This window comes from Aquimarina addita (assembly GCF_039539305.1).
Lineage (GTDB): Bacteria > Bacteroidota > Bacteroidia > Flavobacteriales > Flavobacteriaceae > Aquimarina > Aquimarina addita.
The window spans coordinates 316,433-336,971 of record NZ_BAABCW010000002.1 but is presented as its reverse complement, the minus strand read 5'-3'; the positions used below and the strand labels follow the sequence as shown (position 1 = coordinate 336,971).

The following is a 20,539-nucleotide window of genomic DNA, read 5'->3' as shown; positions in this document are numbered from 1 at the left end:
TTATGATCAACCTCCATAGACGGTGTTATGCAAATTCTATTCAATCTTAAGATATATAAAATGCAATATACCTGTTATCAGAATACAGTTAGAATTGTTTAGGATATCCCTTCCCACTCCTGATAAAACTGCTCCAGAAAACGCTCCATATATTGGTGGCGTTCTTCGGCTATTTTTTTACCAGTCGAAGTATTCATTCTATCCTTAAGAAGTAACAATTTTTCATAGAAATGATTAATCGTCGGAGCTGTTGAAGACTTATATTCTTCTTTAGTCATTGTAAGATTAGGCTTGATTTCCGGATTATACAAGGCTCTATTCTTAAAACCTCCATAATTAAAACATCTGGCTATTCCTATTGCTCCTATGGCATCAAGACGATCCGCATCTTGTACTACATCGAGTTCTAATGATTTAAATTTCTGAGCTTGATTTCCTCCTTTAAAAGAAATATTCTCAATAATTTTAATTACGTGATCGATAACTATTTCCTGAACGTTTAGCGTTTCCAGAAACTTTGTTGCCACCGTTGGCCCTATAGTTTCGTCTCCATTGTGAAACTTAGAATCTGCAATATCATGAAGTAGGGCGCCTAAAGAAACAATCAAATGGTTCACATTTTCTCCTTGAGCAATGAGTTGAGCATTGTTTAATACTCTATGTGTATGAAACCAATCATGTCCTCCTTCTGCTCCCTGTAGCGTATCTTTAACAAAAACAATAGTGTTTTCTATAATTTGATTCTCAGTCACCTCATTACTTAATTAATGCCGGTTGTACCCATTTAAAATGAAAAATTTCATCAGGGATAACTAATCTTTCACTTATTCTTTGCATTCTTGCAGGTAATCTCATTAGGTAATCTCTTGCTTTTTCTGCTTCATCAGTAAGATTGACAATTTTATCAATTTCCCACTTATCTATCAGACGTTGTAAAATATCTATATAATCCTGTGATGTATATACTCCCAGACGTTGTGCAGCGTTAGAAAACTCCTCAAAAGCAGTCCCTATTCCATTACCTGATTCTCTAAGATAAGAAGCTGGCATAATGATTTTATATTTCATCATATCACTAAATGCGACCATCATCTGACTGGGATCCACCTCAAAAATATTTTTCACAAATTCACTATAAGCATTGTAATGTCTCATCTCATCACCGGCAATAATTTTACACATTTTAGCCAGTGATTTATTAGAATATCCTCTTGCTAATTTTGCAACACGGCTATGAGATACATTAGTTGCTAGTTCCTGAAAACTAGTATAGACAAAGTTCTTATATGGGTCTCTATCGGTTCCTATATCAAAACCATCATTGATTAAATGCTGTGTTGTTCGCTCTACTTCAATCATATTCACCCGACCGGATAGGTATAAGTACTTATTAAGTGTATCTCCATGACGATTTTCTTCACTTGTCCAGTATCGCACCCATCTTGACCATCCGTTTCCTTTGCCATCTTCATGCTGGTTTACACCTTCTACATCCATCAACCAGGATTCATAGGTTGGTAATGCCTCTTCTGTAATAGTATCTCCTACTAATACTACCCAAAAATCATATGGGAGTTCTTTTGCTAGTTCTCTTAATTCTTTTACCTCATCAAAAAAGGTGTCTTCGTTTTGAGAATCCGGCAAGAAATCAGTGGGTTGCCATACGTCATCAATTGGAATCAAAAATTTATCTATAAAAGACCCTATTTTCTTTTCTAACAATTGCATTACCTCTAATCGTATATTATCTATTGCCATAGCTTTGAGATTTATATTTTTATTGCGGAAATCACTCTGTTTTCTAACGTTTCTAATAATTCGTTAGTATCATAGTCTTTTATTTCCATTGGTTTTTGTACTTCTAAGGTAAGTTGTATACCTACACCCATAGGAAAGTTACCAAATCGCACTAATTTCCAACTATTATTAATTGTCAAAGGCACTAATAGTGCCTCTGGAGCATTTTTAAACAATAATTTTAATCCAGTATGGGCAAACTCTTTAGGTCTACCGTCTTTACTTCTTGTGCCTTCTGGAAAAATAACAGCTGCATATCCATTTACTGCTATATGTTTCCCAAATTTTGATAACGCCGGTATCGCTTGTTTTGGATTTTTTCTATCGATCAAAACATGCTCTCCATGTCTCAGATTAAAAGAAATACTCGGAATCCCTTTTCCTAATTCTATTTTAGAAATAAACTTAGGTTTATGTTTATGCAAATACCAAGATATCAAAGGTACATCAAACATGCTTTGATGATTAGCAACCAATATTAAACAGCGATCTTTGGGCAATTGATACGTGTTTGTAAAACGAATCCTGGTCCCTAACACATGTAAACACCTTAACAAACATAAATTCATCAAATTTATGACGCCACGATGCCATTTTGCTCCTCCTACTGTTACTCCTAACCATTGTAGCGGATGAAATACTACTAATGTTGATCCAAAAAATAAATAGAAGACTACTGAAAGCGGATACGAAATGATCCTTTTTATTGCCTCCATGAACTATTATACCTATTATTAAATTTGACTTGTGTTATAGTACTGCAAGTTCTAACATTATTTTTAGTTAGCCAATAGTTTGGTTAACTAAATTATATGGCTTAAAAATTTCCTGTAAATGAAAGTAAGGATTGATTTAAAAACTACAAAAACCGTCTACAAAAGTAAACGGTTTTGTTATATAATTTCATAATCATTGCAGAATACTAGCAATGCTGATTATAGGCATCTTTAAGATTCTCTGCAATCATGTCTGCTGGTCTTCCTTCTATATGATGACGTTCTAACATATGTACTAATTCTCCATTCTTAAACAATGCCATTGATGGCGAAGATGGAGGAAAAGGGATCATAAACCCTCTTGCTTTATCGGTTGCTTCTTTATCTACTCCTGCAAAAACTGTTACTAAATTATCAGGTTTTTTATTATTTTCTAAAGATGCTTTGGCTCCTGGTCTCGCATTTGCCGCTGCACAACCACATACAGAGTTTACGACTACCAGAGTAGTCCCTTCTTTTGCTATAGCAGTCTCTACAGCTTCGGCTGATTGTAATTCTTGAAAACCTATATTAGTAAGATCTTCACGCATTGGTTTCACTAAATCTGCTGGATACATATTTTTTTACTTTTTTATTTTAAATTTTAAACAAAGGTACAAATAATGTACCATATAGCTTTATCTGTCAAGTCGTCGTAAAAATTGCGACTAGCTTACCATTCCCTCATAAAATTGATGATATTCTTTCTATAAAAAATTAGTTTTTAGAGACTTGTATAAAACTCATATGATGGAACGATTTTACATTTCTTTTTTAATTAAGTGGAAAGAATTACATGGATCAAAAGTCTTTTTTAGTAACAAAACCTGTTTTTACACTAATAATCATTTACATCTTAGGTTGCCAAGATATATCCTTGGATAATTCGGTTATCTTTACAGCTTACAAAATATTATGGAATGATTAAATGGGTTGCAGCTATATTTGGTTTTGTTTTTTTTAGATTTTCTGGAGCAATTGTAGGATTCATCATAGGCAGTTTTATAGATAACTTAACCTTCAAAAATACAGGTGGTTTCAAAAAGATTTTTGAGCAGGAAGCACGAGTAACACCTGGTGATTTTGAACTAAATTTACTTTCACTTTCCTCTATCGTTATCAAAGCGGACGGTCAGGTAAATCAAACAGAATTAGATTATGTACGTCAGTATTTTGTTAGCGCATATGGAAAAGAACGTGCTAATGCCACTTTTCGTACTTTTAATGAAGTTATAAAAAACAGAGAGATCTCAGCGCAACGAATCTGTATGTTTCTGGCACAACGCACTCGGTATGCCGCAAGATTGCAAATTCTTCATTTCCTGTTTGGAATTGCAAATGCAGATGGCAGTGTCAGTGAATCTGAAGCAAGAGAAATACAGAAGATTGCTGGTTTTTTACGTCTTAATTTTAGTGATTTTGAAAGTATTAAAGCTATGTTTTTTAAAACCGCTGGTCATGCATATAAAATTCTGGAAATAGAAAAAACTGCTACCGATGCCGAATTAAAAAAAGCATATCGTACAATGGCAAAAAAGTACCATCCTGATAAGGTTCAACATATGGATGAAGTGCACATCAAAGGTGCAGAAGCTAAATTTAAAGAGGTTCAAAAAGCATATGAAGAAATTCAAAAAGAACGAGGACTGGGTTGATTACCAGTAACTTTAATGAATCATCTTTGCGTAATCGATTATTTTTGAGACACTAATAGTTTACACTCTATTGCTACAACAATAATAATCACGATACATTCTAAAATAAAATAAGTATATCCTGGCGCTGTGAGCTTTTCAGAATGCAGGACTATCATTGCCAAAGAAACTACTAAATGGCTTATATTACATATTATAAGAATAATCAAAAAAGATTTCCAGCGTGTCTTACTAAACAGGTAGCCAATTATTGAATATACAAATAAGCAACCTGCAATTCCGGATAAAACATATATCACTTGAATTGGAACTCCAAAATATGATTCTAATTGAGCGAGGATACAACATAAAAAAAAGGAGGTTAGTAATGCACCTAAAGCATCCATTAGAAAAATTCGTTCTGGTTTTACTTTACATATAGTAAGGAAACTTTGTTTTCTACTAACATCGGTCATTGTAAGATTTCTTTATACGCTAGGAACTACGTGAAAAAATTCGCTTTAAAATCATCCACAGAAATGTACCTGCTGGCATAGTAGCCATAATTTTTAAATCTTCTAAAAAAGTAGTCTCCTCATCTAAAAATTTTAGGATTTTTGTTGTTTTATTTTTTCTGAATAATCTAGAAAACAGTGCTGCTCCATTTTCATTTTTGCTATATAAGACATCCAGAAACAATAGATCATAATACCAAAATTTAGTTCTTCTTTCAAACCCCGACATGTCATTATTTTTCTTTAAAAAAGGAAGTAAAGCGTTTACTTTTTTATATGCATTATGAAATGTATAGCCTGTACTTGGTTTTGTCCATCCGCCAGCAGTCCCTATATGCAAGACATTTTTAGAGTTCTGATTTCTAAATTCATAGCAAGTCATCGGGATACATCCTTTCTCTTTTTCTGTAATCGTATATTTTCTAATTCCTTTATCTTGTAAGTACTTAATAATTTCAGATTCGTATGCTGGTATTGTTAATACATCCTCAGAAAATAACGTATACTCAAATAACGCCTCTGTTTCAGAAACTGGCAACACATACATGAATCTCGTGTTTCCTTTTTGATCTACTGTAAAATCCATAAACGTTGCCGTTTTGTCATCAAAAACAGGTATTTCTGTTTCTATAAACCAACCAACAAAATGTTGATTCAATAAAGGATAAGTATTTTGATTTTTATATGCTGAAGAAAATAAAATACTATTAAAGACGGTATTCCCTATATATACACTCTGATCTGTTTCAACACGCGCCTGTGTATCATTATCAATAATATTAACTACTTGTTCGTTAACAATCTTAATATTCGAGTTTTCTATTAATTTTTGTAAAACAAACTCATAAAAATCAATGCTTTTAATCAATTTATATTGATATGGAGCAATGTGTATTTGGTTAGAAAATCTATCACTACCAAAAAAGATATGATCCCATTTTTTATGCAAGATCTGATCAAACACCCCAATTTCTTTTTCCCAGAAACACCAGTTTCGATCTTGTTTATTTTTTATTTCTTTGTCAACTAATAAAATTGTCTTTTGATCAAAAAACGAATCCATTATCATACGATATGCAAGCATCAAACCAGAAGCTCCGGTTCCCGTAATGATGTAGTCGTATTTTTGCATAGCTATTAATTCAACAATATTAGAAAAATAAGAAAGTACTAAAGAAAACACATATAGCCATATAAATATGAATGGATAACGTAAAATCTAATGTTTTACATACCTTTTGAAATAAAAGATGTGCAATAAAAGCGGTGCCAAACCATCCTATATAATTTTGTAAGGGAACAATACCATTACTAAATTCCCAAAAATCAAATCTTGGAGCAGATACTTCTATAATCAGATCTGACAAGACCATTAATGTGGCTCCAATCAGGGATGAGATTGCGAGATTATGATGTATTCTCTTTGCAATTGCAGCGGTACAATACACGAGCGTAGCCCAATTAACGCCAATCATTAAAGGTACTCCTTCTATTTTATATCCTAAGTTTTCTCCATACTGATATGTTCCAAAAATCAACCCATAATTAACTCCCAAATATTCAGTAAACATTCCTATTGCAAAAGGAATGACTAAAGCAAGTATTAGAGTATTAAATCTTGTAGCGTTCCAAAGAATTAATCCTAAATATATTAGCAGGTTTAATGGGGTTAAAGGAATAAACCAAGCTTCATATCCAATAAGAATTCCAATAATCCCGGAAATATTAAATAACCAAATGACAACGATCGAAATCAGTAATTTTCTATCTGCTTGTATTTTTATACTCATGTAAAATCTTTCTTTACTAATTCTGAAACTATTTTACCAGACAGCAAACATAACGGAATTCCACCACCTGGATGAACACTTCCACCACAGAAATAAAGGTTTTGAATCTTACGAGAGAAATTGGGATGTCTTAAAAAAGCTGCGTATTTATTATTACTACTTGATCCATATAATGATCCCTGAAAGGATTGCGTTTTACTTTCTATGCTTCTTGGGTCTAAAATTTCTTCGGTTTCTATTAAAGGTTCTATATCTACGTGTAAAAGACGACTTACTTTTTTAAGGATATTCTCCTTTGCTGTTCTTAAAATCTCATCCCACTCTTGTCCTTCATTTCCAGGAACATTGATCATAACGAACCAGTTTTCGCATCCATCTGGCGCATCTGCCTTTTCATTTTTAGAACTTATATTAATGTATACCGTAGGGTCATCAAACACTTGTTTTTTGTCAAAAATATACTCAAATTCTTCTTTATAATTTTTGGAAAAAAAGATATTATGTAGATCCATTTCTGGAAACTCTTTTCTAATCCCCCAATAAAAAATTAATGCCGAACTAGATCGATTCTGGCTCAATACTTTTTTGGGTGCTTTTTGATCCGGTAATAACTTCTTATAAGTAGGAACAATATCCATATTAGAAACTACAAGATCTGATTCTTTAACCAGATCACCTATTCGGACACCTAAAGCTCTTTTATGTCGTACAAGAATTTGATCTACCTTAGTTTCAAAATGAAAAGTAACTCCCAGATCTATTGCTAACTGATACAAGCTTCTTGTAATACTATACATACCACCTTTTGGAAAAAAGGTACCATATCCCTGCTCTAAATGAGGAATCATGGACATAATACCAGGAGTCAGATAGGGCGATGACCCGTTATAAGTAGCAAACCGATCAAAAAACTGCACTAACCTACTATCTTCAAAAACACCTGAATTAAATTCGTGCAAACTCTTATTGAGATCCAGACTTGCCAGATTTGCAATTGCCTTTATAGTATCTGTAGTAAGATATGTAGATAGTTTATGTAAAGAGTTTTCTAAAAATAAGGAAGAAGTTAAGTCATATTTCGATTTACTTTTTTTGAGATATTTTTGAATTGATTTCATGTCTGTATCAAAAACAGAGGTAGCTTCTTTGGCAAATTTATCGATATCCGCAAAAGCAGTAAATCGAGTACCGTCTTCATAAAAATAATTGCAAATAACCTCCTTCTTACTGTATTGAAAGTAATCCTTAATAGATCTCCCTGATTCTATAAACAAATTTTCTATAAACTGAGGCATGGTAAAGAGCGAAGGACCGCAATCAAATCGATATCCTTGCTGATCCAGCTCTGTCAATTTTCCTCCGGGATACATATTAGACTCATATACAGCTACTTCAAAACCTTGGTTACGTATACGAATAGCGGTTGCAAGTCCTGCAATTCCTGATCCTATGATTATAGCTTTTTTAGTATGCATATTCTGGTATAAATATATTAGTAAAATTCAGTAATCCGTAGTTGTTTAGAATAATTTGACACAATTTTTTACATATCTTTAGCAAACCATATCGTTACTTATGAAATATTTTATTCTTTTTATAGTATATATTTTCACTATTATTCCTACACATGCGCAAAAAGGAGTATCAAAAAAATCTCCTGAAATTATAGCTAAACTTATGATTGGTAAAACGACATACCTAGATAATAAAGGAGTAAAGTTTATTGGTGTAGTAGAGGATTCGAGGTGCCCTACAGGTGTCAATTGTATTTGGGCAGGAAAGGCTAAAATACTTGTGGGTATTTATGAAAATAATATGCTGGTAAAAGAAAAAGAGATTACTTTTGAACCTAAGAATACTAAAAAAGAGGCCATGCAAGAATTGTTAGTTTCTGATACTAAAACAATATATGGATATACCTTAAGCCCTTATCCTGTATCTGGACAAAAGAAAAATCCATCTGACTATTTTATAGAGATTCTAATTGAATAATCCGCAAACCAATCTTCATACCACTTAGAAGGTCATAAACTGAAAATAATACGTCTCATTAACTAGTTTAACTTTTACTATTAATAATCTATCAATTTAATTAGTTTCTTTGCCCAATGATTTCTAATGCTGCCAAAGCGCATATAGCGTTGCTTAGTGTAAATATTATCTACGGAGCAAATTATTTAATTGCTAAAGGATTAATGCCTAATAAAATAAGTGCTTCTGCACTAGTTTTTCTTAGGGTAGGAATAGCAGGATTGCTATTCTTTATTTTAAAACTAAACAGCAAGGAGCGAATAGAAAAAAAAGATATTCCCAGATTATTTTTATGTGGTATATCCGGGGTAGCTATTAACCAGCTCTGTTCTATGAATGGGTTAAGTCTTACTTCTCCCGTAGATGCCTCCATAATCGTTACAGCGATGCCAATATTCACTGTTATTATTAGCTACTTTTTACTTAAAGAACCGCTCACATTGCAACGAATATTAGGAGTATCGGTGGGTGGTCTTGGGGCTGTATTACTAATTTATCTTGGTAATTCGAGTATTGGTTCGGGATCATTAACCGGCAACGTACTTATTGGCATGAATGCATTAGCATTCGCCTTCTATCTAGTTATTGTAAAACCTCTTATGATAAAATATCAACCTATTACGGTTATCGTATGGACATTTCTCTTTGGCTTTATTTTTATGTTTCCTTTTTGCATAAGTCCACTTCTTATGACTAATTTTGGAGAGTTAGAAACATATAATTGGATATCTCTTTCTTATGTGATTTTAGGACCTACTTTCTTAGCCTATCTATTAAACATGTTTGCTCTTAAACATGTAAAGCCTACGGTTTCGAGTAGTTATGTATATGTACAACCAGCCATCGCAATGATATTAGTAGCGGTAATAGGATATTATCTTATGGATAGTCAATACAAAGGTGATATCACTATTGCAAAATTATGTTGCTGTGTACTTATCGTTATAGGAGTCTATTTAATTAGTAGCCGTCCTATAAAATGGTTAAAACGATGAACAGGTACATGTTATTTTTAGTCAATAAGTATATTATACATTTATTCTAGTCTAAATAAAAAAGAATGAGCAATTAGATTTCTATTTCTCTCTTAATTAATGACAACCACAACCTCCATTACCGCAAGGGCTAGAGTTGCTTTTAGTAGACGAAGTTACTTCTTCAGACTTCCAAAAGAATTTTTTAATCAAAAATCCAATCGCAACACCAAAGACTAACAATACTAATATGTTTTGGATAAGAATGTTCATTATTATATTTGTCTCATAAAGGTACTAAAAACTTACATACCCTTTATTTATTTTAAGATCTGATATGCTACCAGTGCCACACCATACGCCAATAAACTCATAGATACGAGCTGTATTACAGGCCATTTCCAGCTATTGGTTTCTCTTTTTACAATGGCTAATGTGCTCATACATTGCATAGCAAAGGCATAAAACAATAACAGTGAGATACCACTCGCAAGATTGAATAAAGGACCACCTGTTATCGGATTAATCTCTGCTGCCATTCTATTTTTTATCGTTTCTTCTTCATCACTTCCCACACTGTAGATTGTTGCTAAAGTCCCTACAAAAACTTCTCTAGCCGCAAAAGAACTTATAATCCCTATACCAATTTTCCAATCATAGCCTAATGGCAATACAATTGGTTCAATAGCTTTACCTGCATACCCAATAAAGGAATATTCTAATTGATGAGATGCTATCTTTTGATCCAATTCTTCTTGTGAAAGATCTGTATACTGCTCTTTTACAATTTGTGCTGCGTTGGTAAAATTATCATTAGGACCAAAACTTGCTAACACCCATAAAATTATAGAGATCGCTAAGATAATTTTTCCTGCTCCAAAAATAAAAGCTTTGGTTTTTTCAATTACATTAATTGCTACATTTTTAAACAATGGAACTTTATATCCTGGCATCTCCACCACAAAATAACTTTTACTTTTGATCTTAAGTAATTTGTTTAATAACCAAGCGGATCCCACAGCAGTACCAAAACCAAGAAAATACAACAACATCAGTGTCAAACTTTGATAACCAAAAATCCAACCTACCTTTTCATTGGGAATTACTAATGAGATAATAATCAAATATACTGGTAATCTTGCTGCACAGGTAGTAAATGGAACTACCAGAATGGTAATAAGACGTTCTTTCCAATTCTCTATATTACGTGTTGCCATCACAGCCGGGATTGCACAGGCAGTTCCAGATACTAAAGGCACCACACTTTTACCGCTTAACCCGAATTTTCTCATAATTCGATCCATCAAAAAGACTACCCTACTCATGTATCCACTCTCTTCTAAAACAGATATAAAAAGAAATAAAAAAGCTATCTGAGGAATAAAAATGACAATACCTCCTAGCCCTGGAATAATACCTTCAGTAATCAGATCTACAAAAGGCCCTGAAGGCAAAATAGATTTAGTAGTCTCACTTAACCACGCAAAACCTTCATCAATAAGATCCATAGGATATGAGGACCAATCATAAATTACTTGAAATATGAGCAATAAAATTGCAAAAAATATAACATATCCCCAAATTTTGTGCGTAAGCACTCTGTCAAGTCGTTCTCGTAATCCTGTAGCTGCTTTTTCATCAACAAAAACCCCTTTTTTTAATACGTCATTTATAAATTGATAACGCTTTATCGTTTCTTTTTGTTGAAATCGTTTCAATTCACTTTCAGATTTAATTTCAAAATCCGGAGTTATCGTTACTTGACTTTTATCAATCTTTCTGAAGTTAACATCCTGAGTGATCACCAGCCATAACTTATATATTGATTGTTTTGGAAATGCCTTTTTAAGCCTATCAAAGTATTCTGGTGCAAATGTCAGCGCATCTACACAAGGTTTTGTTGGCAACGTAGCATATGATTCTATCAATTTTTTAAGCTCGTCAATACCTTCATTTTTTCTGGCACTTACTAAGGCTATTTTTGTATTTAGCTCCTTCTCCAATAACTGAATATTCAAAGAAATCCCTCTACGTATCATACGATCAGCCATATTAATAACCAAAATCGTAGGGATTTCCAGATCTTTAATCTGAGTAAAAAGCAATAAGTTTCGCTTTAAATTTTCTACATCGCTTACCACAACAGCAACATCTGGAAAATCTTTATCTTTTTTATTGAGTAAGATTTCAATCACGACATTCTCGTCCAGCGAGGAAGCGTTAAGACTATAAGTTCCTGGCAAGTCGAGTATATGTGCTTTAACACCACGAGGCAGCTTACAAACCCCTTCTTTTTTCTCAACAGTAATACCTGGATAATTACCCACTTGCTGATTTAAACCGGTAAGCAAATTAAAAACTGAAGTTTTACCTGTGTTAGGGTTTCCTATAAGTGAAACTTTAATTTGTTTAGACATAAAGATTGCTTCTATTAAATAATTTCGATTTCAATTTGTGAAGCAATATCTTTTCTGATTGCCAGATGACTGCCATTAATCATTAAGTACAATGGGCACTTAAACGGTGCTATTTGTAGCAATTGCACTTCATTACCAGGCAAACATCCCATTTCTAATAATTTTAATGGGATTGTGTCAGAGGCAAATTCTTTAATCAATGCACGCTGACCCCGCTTGAGATTGGCGATAGTCACTTTTAGTTTTTATTTAGATTAATTTTAAACAAGGCAAAAATAATGGAAAAAATGTTACTGTAAAAGCGAAAACTTTCAAAATCTTCTCAGAAACCCTTTTTATTCATTAGAATACCTATTATGCTGTTACAGGACTTCAAAAATTAATACCATTATTTTTTCTGATGTAAAGTTTTATCATCGATAAACGATTTCTCACATGGGCATTCACCTCATCATATACAGTTAAAAAACCCTTTATTAGTCCGAAATTATTGAATTTCAAAACTATGGGACTTCTCTCTTAAAACTCCAAGGTAGTTTTACCTCATCTAAATTTAGAATCAGGCGGAAACTGAAAAGCCTTCAATAGAGTATGTAATTAAAAACTTACAATTATGAAAAAATTAAAAATAAGTATCTGGTTAAGTATGCTCTGTATCACCATATCTTGTGAAAAAACAGACAATCTATCCATAGCGTCAGATAGTATTAAGGAAATATCAAAAATCACTGATGCCGAAGCTACTATCATTTTAGAAAATGGAAATAGTATACGTTTTCATGAAATCGATGATGGAGCCCTGCAAGGTTTTTTTCTATTAGAAGAGAGCGATTGTGGAACGTGTTCTGCTTTGAATACCATAAGCGAATCGAGTGGAACACCACTATCAGGAGAAGAAATTTTTTGGGCACTTTCTGAGCCAGGAACTATAGTACCTTCATTTTTAGAAACTAAAAGCGATATCGCAAATGCTAAAAGTACAGCGTTAGCACAAGGGTGGGCAAGAGAAGTTACATCAGATTTTCCCATTTTAGGGGAAGAAATTCCTAGCAGAACACTGGCTTGTAAGAATAGTAACTTTACTAGTTCTATAGCAGGTGGATTTTTAGGAAATCCAGAATTTGTTGCACTTGATAAAACGCCTAACACTTATAAGGGTTTTATAAACGATTGCGCCAACCTTACTCCTTCTGCATGTAATAAAGGCCCCAGATACCGATTGCATGCAGTTATGAAGGGGATAAATACCTGGAGAGGCAAAATATGTAGTAAAGCTATTCAGAACAGTACTAATGATCACAATATACCAAATACCACTACAGGAAGTTTTTGTCAAAGTCCACCTTGTAGCGCCTATGTTGGACCAGAACTATATTTTGAATATTATGCTGGTAACACCTGGAAATCTATGAAAAATCCATCAGGTCAATATCCGGAAGGTTTTGAAGTTCTTGCTAATTCAACCAAGGTATACACCTATTATTGGAGTACTAAAACAGATACTTCTTTTAGACTACGGGTCAAAAATGCAATGGGTCAAGATCAATTCGATTTTATGATGGACAGAGAAGACGTTGTGATTGATGACAATGACAATGATAATAACAATGATGATGATGATGATGAAAATAATAATACGGGTCCTGTTCCGAATTATATTAGCGTGTCAAACAATGATCCCTATATGGTCATCGATTTTACCTCTCTGGATAGTGATCAGACCACACCCCAGATCAGCATTCCTTCTTCAGCATTAACAGCATTTGAAAATAATGAAGGAGGTTATGAAATTCCTCAAAATTTTTGTGGAATTAAAATAATCGGAGCGCGTAGTTTTCAATGGATGAACGGTAACAATAATAGAAAATGACACCTTTAACAAAGTTTTCGAATTATATGATTTTCAAGGTGTTAACTATACGCTAGATGGTATTCAATTCGATGGCCCATTAGAAAATTGTCCAGATAACCCAGTTAATTGGCATTTTCAATATCCATTAGCGAATGGTAATCCTACCATTTTTGAGGAATCATTAAAACTATTTATAGAGGTTTTAGATGGAGAAGTCATCTTTTTGGATTAAAAAACAAAAGATCAAACGCTGTTTATACATACAAAACAAGTATTTCTAAAGAACAATGAACCACCTCAACCCAAGAGTACGAGGTATTAAAAATAAGATCGCTTCCTTATAAGAATCCGATAACAAGACCACTTTATCCTGATTCTATACACTATACTCGAGGCTCTGCCTCGAGAAATCCTATTGATCAAAGCAATTCTGAGCTATCGGGATTGCTTTAATACTTCTATATCTTCCAGTAAACGTTCGATTTCTTCCATTTTGGTGCCATCATAGAATCCCCTAATGCGTTTTTCCTTATCTACCAACACAAAGTTCTCTGTATGAATCATATCATAAGGACCTCCATCACCATCTGTCTTAACAACCAAATATGATTTTCTTGCCAACTCATAAATTTGCTTTTTATCGCCAGTAACTAAATTCCATTTTGTGTCATCCACACCTTTCTCTACTGCATATTTTTTTAATTGTGGCACCTTATCTGTTTCTGGTATTACGGTATGTGATAATAATAATACCTCTTTATCATCTTCTAATTCATCTTGAATCTTTTTCATATGATCCGTCATCATAGGACAAATCGTTTGGCATGTAGTAAAGAAAAAATCCGCTACATAAATTTTATCCTTATAATCTTCTTGTGTAACCTTCTGCCCATTTTGATTTAACAGACTGAAATCTTTTATTTTATGAAATTTACGGATATGTTGTACCGTACTATCTACTAATTCTGTACTGACATTAGCTGGTTCAAAAATTTGTAATGTTCTGTTTGGTTTTAAAATAGTGTAAATAATAGAAATGATAATCGCAGACAGAATGAATAAAACGATTCCAAATGATTTATACTTAGAAAAAAATTGAAGCATGACTCTATATTTATATCAACAAAATTACGTGTATTACCTCATAATAAATTATAGTTTTCGCCAAAAAATTACTAAAACGAATATCTGCACCCCTGATTTCTTTCATAAACTGGCGTAAAAGGTTACTTTTGCGTGATTTAATTTTGAATAAAGACTATGAGTCCATTTTTTATAAAAGCAATACAACTATTATTAAGTTTATCATTCCTAATTATTTTACACGAGTTAGGACATTTTATACCAGCCAAACTATTTAAAACAAGAGTAGAAAAATTCTATTTATTTTTTGATGTTAAATTTTCGCTTTTTAAGAAAAAAATTGGCGAAACAGTATATGGAATTGGTTGGTTGCCCTTAGGCGGTTATGTGAAAATTGCCGGAATGATCGATGAAAGTATGGATAAAGAACAAATGGCTGGTCCACCACAGCCCTGGGAGTTCAGATCTAAACCTGCTTGGCAACGTTTAATTATTATGCTTGGTGGTGTAACTGTAAATATCATTCTTGGGTTTTTAATTTATATGTGTATCGTATTTACCTGGGGCAGCTCGCATGCCAATGGAGATGATATTACGTATGGTTTTGGGGTAACTAAAACCTTAGAAAATTATGGCTTTCAGCAAGGGGATAAATTAGTATCTGTAAATGGCAAACCTTTATTTGATGATCGTGATATTGGTAAATATTTATTATTAAGAGATGTAGAGACCGTTACTGTAAAACACCCAGATGGGACTAATCAGACGATCCAGATACCAGAAGACATAGGAGATGAAATCTTTCAATCCGGTCAGATGATGGCAATGCAGTACCGATATCCATTTAAATTGGATTCTATTGTAGAAGAAGGGCCAGCAGATAAAGCAGGTTTATTAAAAACAGATAAGATTTTAAAAATTGGTGGTGTGCCTGTCACTTATCAAACCGATTTTGTTTATGCGGTGAATAATCACAGAAAAAATGATAGTACTGCAGTCATTACTTATGAGCGTGATGGAGTGGTTAAAGAACTTGATCTTATTCTGAATGAGAAAAAGCAGGTAGGTGTACAGATGACATCGCTAGAAAAGAAACCAATAATCACACATGATGTTGAGTATAGTTTTGTAGAAAGCATCTCTAAAGGTTTTGAACTTGGATACTGGACATTGAGTGACTACATTGCGCAATTACCTTTTATTTTCACAAAAAAAGGTGCTACTTCTGTAGGTGGTTTTGGCGCTATTGGTAGTATTTTTTCTGACACTTGGCATTGGCCTTCATTCTGGGCAAATACAGCATTTATATCTATTGTTCTGGCATTTATGAATATTCTACCAATACCAGCATTAGATGGAGGTCACGTTATGTTTTTATTATATGAAATTATTAGTGGCAGAAAACCAAACGATAAATTTATGGAATACGCGCAACTAGTTGGTTTTGTATTACTTATTTCATTATTATTGTTTGCAAATGGTAATGATATCTATAGATGGATTTTTGAATAGTAATAAAAAACTTAAAAAAACTTTTTGAGAATCAAAAATTAGTATATATTTGCACTCGCAAAAGAGAAAAACACTCTCGCTTTGTAAACATAAATTCCTCTTTAGCTCAGTTGGTTAGAGCATCTGACTGTTAATCAGAGGGTCCTTGGTTCGAGCCCAAGAAGAGGAGCAAAAAGTCCAACAGCAATGTTGGACTTTTTTGTATGTATTATATAATATAAATAGCTATAACTAGGGATCAATCCTTCACTATTAGGAAAGTTTGCGGGAATTCAGGAATAAGAACTTTTATCGTATAAAGCCCTGATTCTAATTTTTTAATGGAGATACTTCCGTCTATAGAACTTCCCTTTTTTACCAATTTGAATTGATAATCATACACCTCATATTCAAAATTCTGATATTCAAAATTTTTTATGTACGAGATATCCACAGTAGGATTAGGATAGACATACGGTTCTAATGTAATTTTATTTTCTGATAATTCTAATGATGTGCCGGAGCATGATGCCTCAAGATAATTTTGCAAATCATCCCTATCGAATTGTTTCTTATAATTTAAGGAATCAGATTTTTGTAATAATTGACAAGCCTCTTCATATTGACCAAGATCATGATAAATTACTCCCAGGTTTCTCATGGCAAACGCATTATTTTTATTGATATCCAATGCTTCCTCTAAATCTGCTATGCCCTTTTTTGATTCTCCTAATTTGTGAAATATCAACCCTCGTATACTTCGCACATCTTTCTGAGCATCTCCTACACCCCATTTATTAATAGAAGCTTGTTTTTCATAAGCAATATTAATACACCGCATAGCCTTCTCATACTCTCCCAGATCAGAATATAATGCTCCAAGTGACATATTCGCAAAAGAATGCTTAGGTTTATCCTTCTTTGCCTTTTCTAAATAAGTTATTGCAAGCCGATAGAACTTTATTGAATACAAATAGCTACCCAAATTATATTCTAATCTTGATTTTTTTTCAGCATAATAAATAGCTAAAAGTTTATGGTGTATCGCTTTATCTTCATTCTCATATTCCCCGTAAATCATCCCTAAATAATCATGAATACTAGACATTCGTTTACGGTATGTTTTAGAATCCTTATTCATTTTACTTTGATTCATAAACTTAAGAAGTTTATGAAAGTCCTGTAAACCAAGTGTATTATTACGCAGCGAAACTCTAAGTCTTCCTCGATAGAAGTTATTCTTTACTGACTCAGGATTACTTTGTAAAAGCTGGTTTAAACTATCCAAACTCTTATACATCTTTTTCCTGATATCCTCATTATTTTTATTATAGACAAGCTTGTGATTGATACGTCTAATTAATTTTCCATTATCAAATTGCCAAGACACTATCTTATCTCCCTGAGGATCATACTGCACAGCAGTACCATGAAATTTTCTTTTTGAATTATAGTAAAAAACCTCATTTAGGTTTCCTGATTTATAAAAAGTATACAGGCTATCAACCTTATTACCTTTACCAAACCAGCGTTGGATAGCAGTAACACTATCATTATAAAAAAAACGTTGAACTTTTTTCTCGTTTTCAATACTTTGCACAAAATTATTTTGACTGGTAACAGTTATGGAAAAGAATAATGCAGAAAATAGTAGTAAAAAATGAACATTGAGCATAGCATAATTTTTAATTCTTTAGCACTAATACAAATTAGCATCAGATCAATTATGTATGAAAAGACTAAAATTACAATCAGCCTATCTTAGTTAACAGAAAGAAGCTCGATATCGAAAACAAGTACTGAACCTCCTGGAATTGGTCCTCTATCGAAACTCCCATACCCAAGATGAGATGGTATTAGTAGCATACCACTACCACCTTCTTTAAAATAAGTAATGCCTTCTGTCCAACCTTTAATAACCTGTTGTAACCCAAAAGAAATACCATCAGCACTACTCTCGTCAAATACGTTACCATTAGTAAAAAATCCCTTATACGCTACTGTAACATTACTTGTAGCGGTAGGCTCCGCGCCATCACCAGGCTCATTAATAATATAATATAATCCGGTATCACTTTTCTGAGCTACCAAATTATTATCTTCTAAATATGCATTAATTTCCTGATCATTTTCTACCGTAAAATCAGTTTGGGTTGTGGTAGTTTCATTACTGGAATTATTACACGAAATAAAAAGGATCAAAGATAGACTGTATAGTAAGTGTTTCATTATGCATATTTTATAGAAGTCACAAATCTAAGATTATGAATTGTTTTATTCTATAACAAACCTAGATAATTTCATAAAAATTCACTGCAGGTTCTTATTTTTTAATCATACATGCTTACCTCTGAAATTTTACACCACTAATAGTAGTAAAACCTTACAATACTATTTATTTTTTATTCACTTTAAACCTTTTATTATGAAAAGATTATCATTAGTATTCGTAGTAGCGCTTATCTCTTTTTGGTCATGTGAGAGAGAAAGCATCTCAGAAAACACATCATCTATAAAAAAAGATGCTGATTTAATAACAGATGCTGACAATCAAAAGAAATTTAACAGGACTATTTGCCTCTTTGACATAGAGTTTGGTAAAAAAGTCTATTTCCCTTCATCAAACACTTTTTATTGTTTTAACCAGCAATTTGCCATCTGCTCCATTGAACCCGTGTGTTTTCCTGAAATTATTATTGATCCTTGTGAATTTATTCCATGTTGGCTGGATGATTTAGATCCTTGGATACTTTATGAAAAACTAGACCCTAAAGAATTCTTTTCTATAAAAGATAAATTAGGACTAGAATTAGACTCAAAATCCGGAGCTATACCTTTTGCTTTAAATGAAGGAGTGATCGGTTTACAATTTTACAACAAAAATGATTTAATGTCTTTTAACAAAGATGGTAATGCCGTCTTTATTCTTAAAGAAGCCACTATTTTTGATGTAGAAATATCAGAGAATATAGGCTTACAAGGGAATGTAGTTAACCCAGGCGAGTACCCTATTATTTTTAATGAAGAAAATGAAACTTTTAATATCATTGCTAATGTAGAAGAAGGTTTCAAAAAATAAATCAAATACAACAATTGAGCTTATTTTTTATAAAAAAGAGACCCGGAGTTATAATAAATCCAGGTCTCTTTTATGCTTAGAATATATTTTTATTATGACTGGTAAGCGCCAAAAGCTAACTCTCAATTAATACCCTATTTTTTCTCTTACTCTGGCAAGCACTTGATTAGCAACTTCAGAAGCTTTTTTAGCACCTACTGCAAGTGCTTCATCAATTTCATCTAGATGTTCCATAAAATAATGATAACGCTCTCTTTCCTTAGAAAATTTATCAATTAACACCTCATATAAAGCCTGTTTCGCATGCCCATAACCATAATTTCCTCCCAGATAATTTGCTCTCATTTCTGATACCTGTTCAGAAGATGCGACAAGCTGATACAAAGCAAAGGCATTACAAGTATCTGGATCCTTAGGCTCTTCTAATGGAGTGCTATCAGTTTCAATGGACATAATCTGTTTACGCAACTTTTTATCCGGCAAAAACAAATTGATGGTATTTCCTTTAGACTTACTCATTTTAGCACCATCCCTTCCGGGCACATACATCGTATCCTTTTGCACCTGAGCTTCAGGTAACACAAATAAATCTCCTACTTGATGATGCATTCTGGAAGCCACATCTCTGGTCATCTCCAGATGCTGTAACTGATCTTTTCCTACCGGCACAACCTCAGCATCATATAATAAAATATCTGCTGCCATAAGCATGGGATAACTAAACAATCCTGCATTCACATCTTCTAACCGATCTGCTTTATCTTTGAATGAATGCGCAAGGGTTAACCGTTGGTATGGGAAAAAACAGCTTAGATACCATGTTAATTCGGTCACTTGTGGAATATCGCTCTGACGATAGAAAACGGTTTTTTCTATATCTAAACCAAAAGCTAACCAGGTAGCCGCGGTGGCATAGGTGTTTTCTCGTAATGTTTTAGCATCTTTAATCTGCGTTAAAGAATGCATATCTGCAATAAAAAGAAAGGATTCATTCTCTGGTTGATTTGCCATTGCTATTGCAGGAATGATAGCTCCTAATAAGTTTCCTAAATGTGGGGTTCCCGTACTCTGGACTCCGGTTAGAATTCTGGACATAGTAATTTTGAGTTTCTAGCAAAGGT

The 20,539-nt window shown here is 33.2% G+C and carries 21 protein-coding genes and 1 tRNA gene; 7 read left to right on the top strand and 15 right to left on the bottom strand.

The window, feature by feature from the left end; all coding sequences use genetic code 11:
* Positions 1 to 98: 98 nt before the first annotated feature.
* From ABD816_RS04185 to ABD816_RS04170, 4 genes are all read right to left on the bottom strand, one after another.
* Entirely contained in the window at positions 99 to 752 is a 654-nt protein-coding gene (locus ABD816_RS04185) for an HD domain-containing protein (RefSeq protein WP_344925023.1), read from the bottom strand.
* 4 nt (positions 753 to 756) lie between these two features.
* A complete protein-coding gene (locus tag ABD816_RS04180) occupies positions 757 to 1,758 on the bottom strand; it encodes an acyl-ACP desaturase (RefSeq protein ID WP_344925022.1) in 1,002 nt (333 codons plus the stop codon).
* Between the two features lie 11 nt (positions 1,759 to 1,769).
* On the bottom strand, positions 1,770 to 2,513 hold the full coding sequence (locus ABD816_RS04175) for a lysophospholipid acyltransferase family protein (protein WP_344925020.1): 744 nt from the start codon (positions 2,511 to 2,513) through the stop codon (positions 1,770 to 1,772).
* Between the two features lie 206 nt (positions 2,514 to 2,719).
* Positions 2,720 to 3,130 (bottom strand): BrxA/BrxB family bacilliredoxin, encoded by a 411-nt coding sequence (locus ABD816_RS04170; protein WP_344925018.1) that lies wholly within the window; start codon positions 3,128 to 3,130, stop codon positions 2,720 to 2,722.
* 342 nt (positions 3,131 to 3,472) lie between these two features.
* Here ABD816_RS04170 and ABD816_RS04165 point away from each other — a divergent pair, with 342 nt between their 5' ends.
* Positions 3,473 to 4,207 (top strand): TerB family tellurite resistance protein, encoded by a 735-nt coding sequence (locus ABD816_RS04165; RefSeq protein ID WP_344925017.1) that lies wholly within the window; start codon positions 3,473 to 3,475, stop codon positions 4,205 to 4,207.
* A gap of 38 nt (positions 4,208 to 4,245) precedes the next feature.
* Here the strand turns inward: ABD816_RS04165 and ABD816_RS04160 are convergent, their stop codons facing one another.
* The 4 genes from ABD816_RS04160 to crtD are packed head-to-tail and all read right to left on the bottom strand — an operon-like array spanning position 4,246 to position 7,966.
* Positions 4,246 to 4,662, bottom strand: a complete 417-nt coding sequence (locus tag ABD816_RS04160; RefSeq protein ID WP_344925015.1) for a hypothetical protein — start codon at positions 4,660 to 4,662, stop codon at positions 4,246 to 4,248.
* 19 nt (positions 4,663 to 4,681) lie between these two features.
* The gene (locus ABD816_RS04155) at positions 4,682 to 5,833 is read right to left on the bottom strand and encodes a lycopene cyclase family protein (RefSeq protein WP_344925014.1); all 1,152 of its coding nucleotides are present in this window, start codon (positions 5,831 to 5,833) and stop codon (positions 4,682 to 4,684) included.
* Positions 5,834 to 5,852: 19 nt separating this feature from the next.
* A complete protein-coding gene (locus ABD816_RS04150) occupies positions 5,853 to 6,491 on the bottom strand; it encodes a carotenoid biosynthesis protein (protein WP_344925011.1) in 639 nt (212 codons plus the stop codon).
* Positions 6,488 to 7,966, bottom strand: a complete 1,479-nt coding sequence (gene crtD / locus ABD816_RS04145) for a 1-hydroxycarotenoid 3,4-desaturase CrtD (protein ID WP_344925010.1) — start codon at positions 7,964 to 7,966, stop codon at positions 6,488 to 6,490. The genes ABD816_RS04150 and crtD overlap by 4 nt, the downstream gene beginning before the upstream one ends.
* A 100-nt stretch (positions 7,967 to 8,066) precedes the next feature.
* Here crtD and ABD816_RS04140 point away from each other — a divergent pair, with 100 nt between their 5' ends.
* Together ABD816_RS04140 and ABD816_RS04135 are read left to right on the top strand one after the other, a co-directional pair.
* Positions 8,067 to 8,483, top strand: a complete 417-nt coding sequence (locus tag ABD816_RS04140; protein WP_344925009.1) for a hypothetical protein — start codon at positions 8,067 to 8,069, stop codon at positions 8,481 to 8,483.
* Positions 8,484 to 8,599: 116 nt separating this feature from the next.
* Complete coding sequence (locus ABD816_RS04135; RefSeq protein WP_344925008.1) at positions 8,600 to 9,517, top strand: DMT family transporter; 918 nt, start codon at positions 8,600 to 8,602, stop codon at positions 9,515 to 9,517.
* A gap of 96 nt (positions 9,518 to 9,613) precedes the next feature.
* Here the strand turns inward: ABD816_RS04135 and ABD816_RS04130 are convergent, their stop codons facing one another.
* Genes ABD816_RS04130 through ABD816_RS04120 form a run of 3 tightly spaced genes read right to left on the bottom strand, consistent with a single transcriptional unit; the run spans position 9,614 to position 12,149 of the window.
* Complete coding sequence (locus tag ABD816_RS04130) at positions 9,614 to 9,769, bottom strand: FeoB-associated Cys-rich membrane protein (protein WP_344925007.1); 156 nt, start codon at positions 9,767 to 9,769, stop codon at positions 9,614 to 9,616.
* 47 nt (positions 9,770 to 9,816) lie between these two features.
* Positions 9,817 to 11,913: a ferrous iron transport protein B gene (feoB, locus tag ABD816_RS04125; protein ID WP_344925005.1), complete on the bottom strand. Its 2,097-nt coding sequence runs from the start codon at positions 11,911 to 11,913 to the stop codon at positions 9,817 to 9,819.
* A gap of 14 nt (positions 11,914 to 11,927) precedes the next feature.
* The gene (locus ABD816_RS04120; RefSeq protein WP_344925003.1) at positions 11,928 to 12,149 is read right to left on the bottom strand and encodes a FeoA family protein; all 222 of its coding nucleotides are present in this window, start codon (positions 12,147 to 12,149) and stop codon (positions 11,928 to 11,930) included.
* Between the two features lie 377 nt (positions 12,150 to 12,526).
* Here ABD816_RS04120 and ABD816_RS04115 point away from each other — a divergent pair, with 377 nt between their 5' ends.
* Positions 12,527 to 13,783, top strand: coding sequence for a hypothetical protein (locus ABD816_RS04115; RefSeq protein ID WP_344925002.1), 1,257 nt, complete (start codon positions 12,527 to 12,529; stop codon positions 13,781 to 13,783).
* 417 nt (positions 13,784 to 14,200) lie between these two features.
* Here the strand turns inward: ABD816_RS04115 and ABD816_RS04110 are convergent, their stop codons facing one another.
* Positions 14,201 to 14,869 (bottom strand): SCO family protein, encoded by a 669-nt coding sequence (locus ABD816_RS04110; RefSeq protein WP_344925000.1) that lies wholly within the window; start codon positions 14,867 to 14,869, stop codon positions 14,201 to 14,203.
* A gap of 156 nt (positions 14,870 to 15,025) precedes the next feature.
* Between ABD816_RS04110 and rseP the strand changes: the two genes are divergently transcribed.
* Positions 15,026 to 16,360 carry an RIP metalloprotease RseP gene (gene rseP / locus ABD816_RS04105; RefSeq protein ID WP_344924999.1) on the top strand — a complete coding sequence of 445 codons (1,335 nt, stop codon included), beginning with the start codon at positions 15,026 to 15,028 and terminating at the stop codon, positions 16,358 to 16,360.
* 95 nt (positions 16,361 to 16,455) lie between these two features.
* Positions 16,456 to 16,529, top strand: a tRNA-Asn gene (locus ABD816_RS04100).
* Positions 16,530 to 16,598: 69 nt separating this feature from the next.
* Here the strand turns inward: ABD816_RS04100 and ABD816_RS04095 are convergent.
* A complete protein-coding gene (locus tag ABD816_RS04095; RefSeq protein WP_344924998.1) occupies positions 16,599 to 18,014 on the bottom strand; it encodes a tetratricopeptide repeat protein in 1,416 nt (471 codons plus the stop codon).
* A gap of 86 nt (positions 18,015 to 18,100) precedes the next feature.
* Entirely contained in the window at positions 18,101 to 18,568 is a 468-nt protein-coding gene (locus ABD816_RS04090; protein ID WP_344924997.1) for an FKBP-type peptidyl-prolyl cis-trans isomerase, read from the bottom strand.
* 196 nt (positions 18,569 to 18,764) lie between these two features.
* Here ABD816_RS04090 and ABD816_RS04085 point away from each other — a divergent pair, with 196 nt between their 5' ends.
* Positions 18,765 to 19,418, top strand: coding sequence for a hypothetical protein (locus ABD816_RS04085; RefSeq protein ID WP_344924996.1), 654 nt, complete (start codon positions 18,765 to 18,767; stop codon positions 19,416 to 19,418).
* A gap of 126 nt (positions 19,419 to 19,544) precedes the next feature.
* Here the strand turns inward: ABD816_RS04085 and trpS are convergent, their stop codons facing one another.
* Complete coding sequence (trpS, locus tag ABD816_RS04080; protein WP_344924995.1) at positions 19,545 to 20,513, bottom strand: tryptophan--tRNA ligase; 969 nt, start codon at positions 20,511 to 20,513, stop codon at positions 19,545 to 19,547.
* Positions 20,514 to 20,539 lie beyond the last annotated feature (26 nt).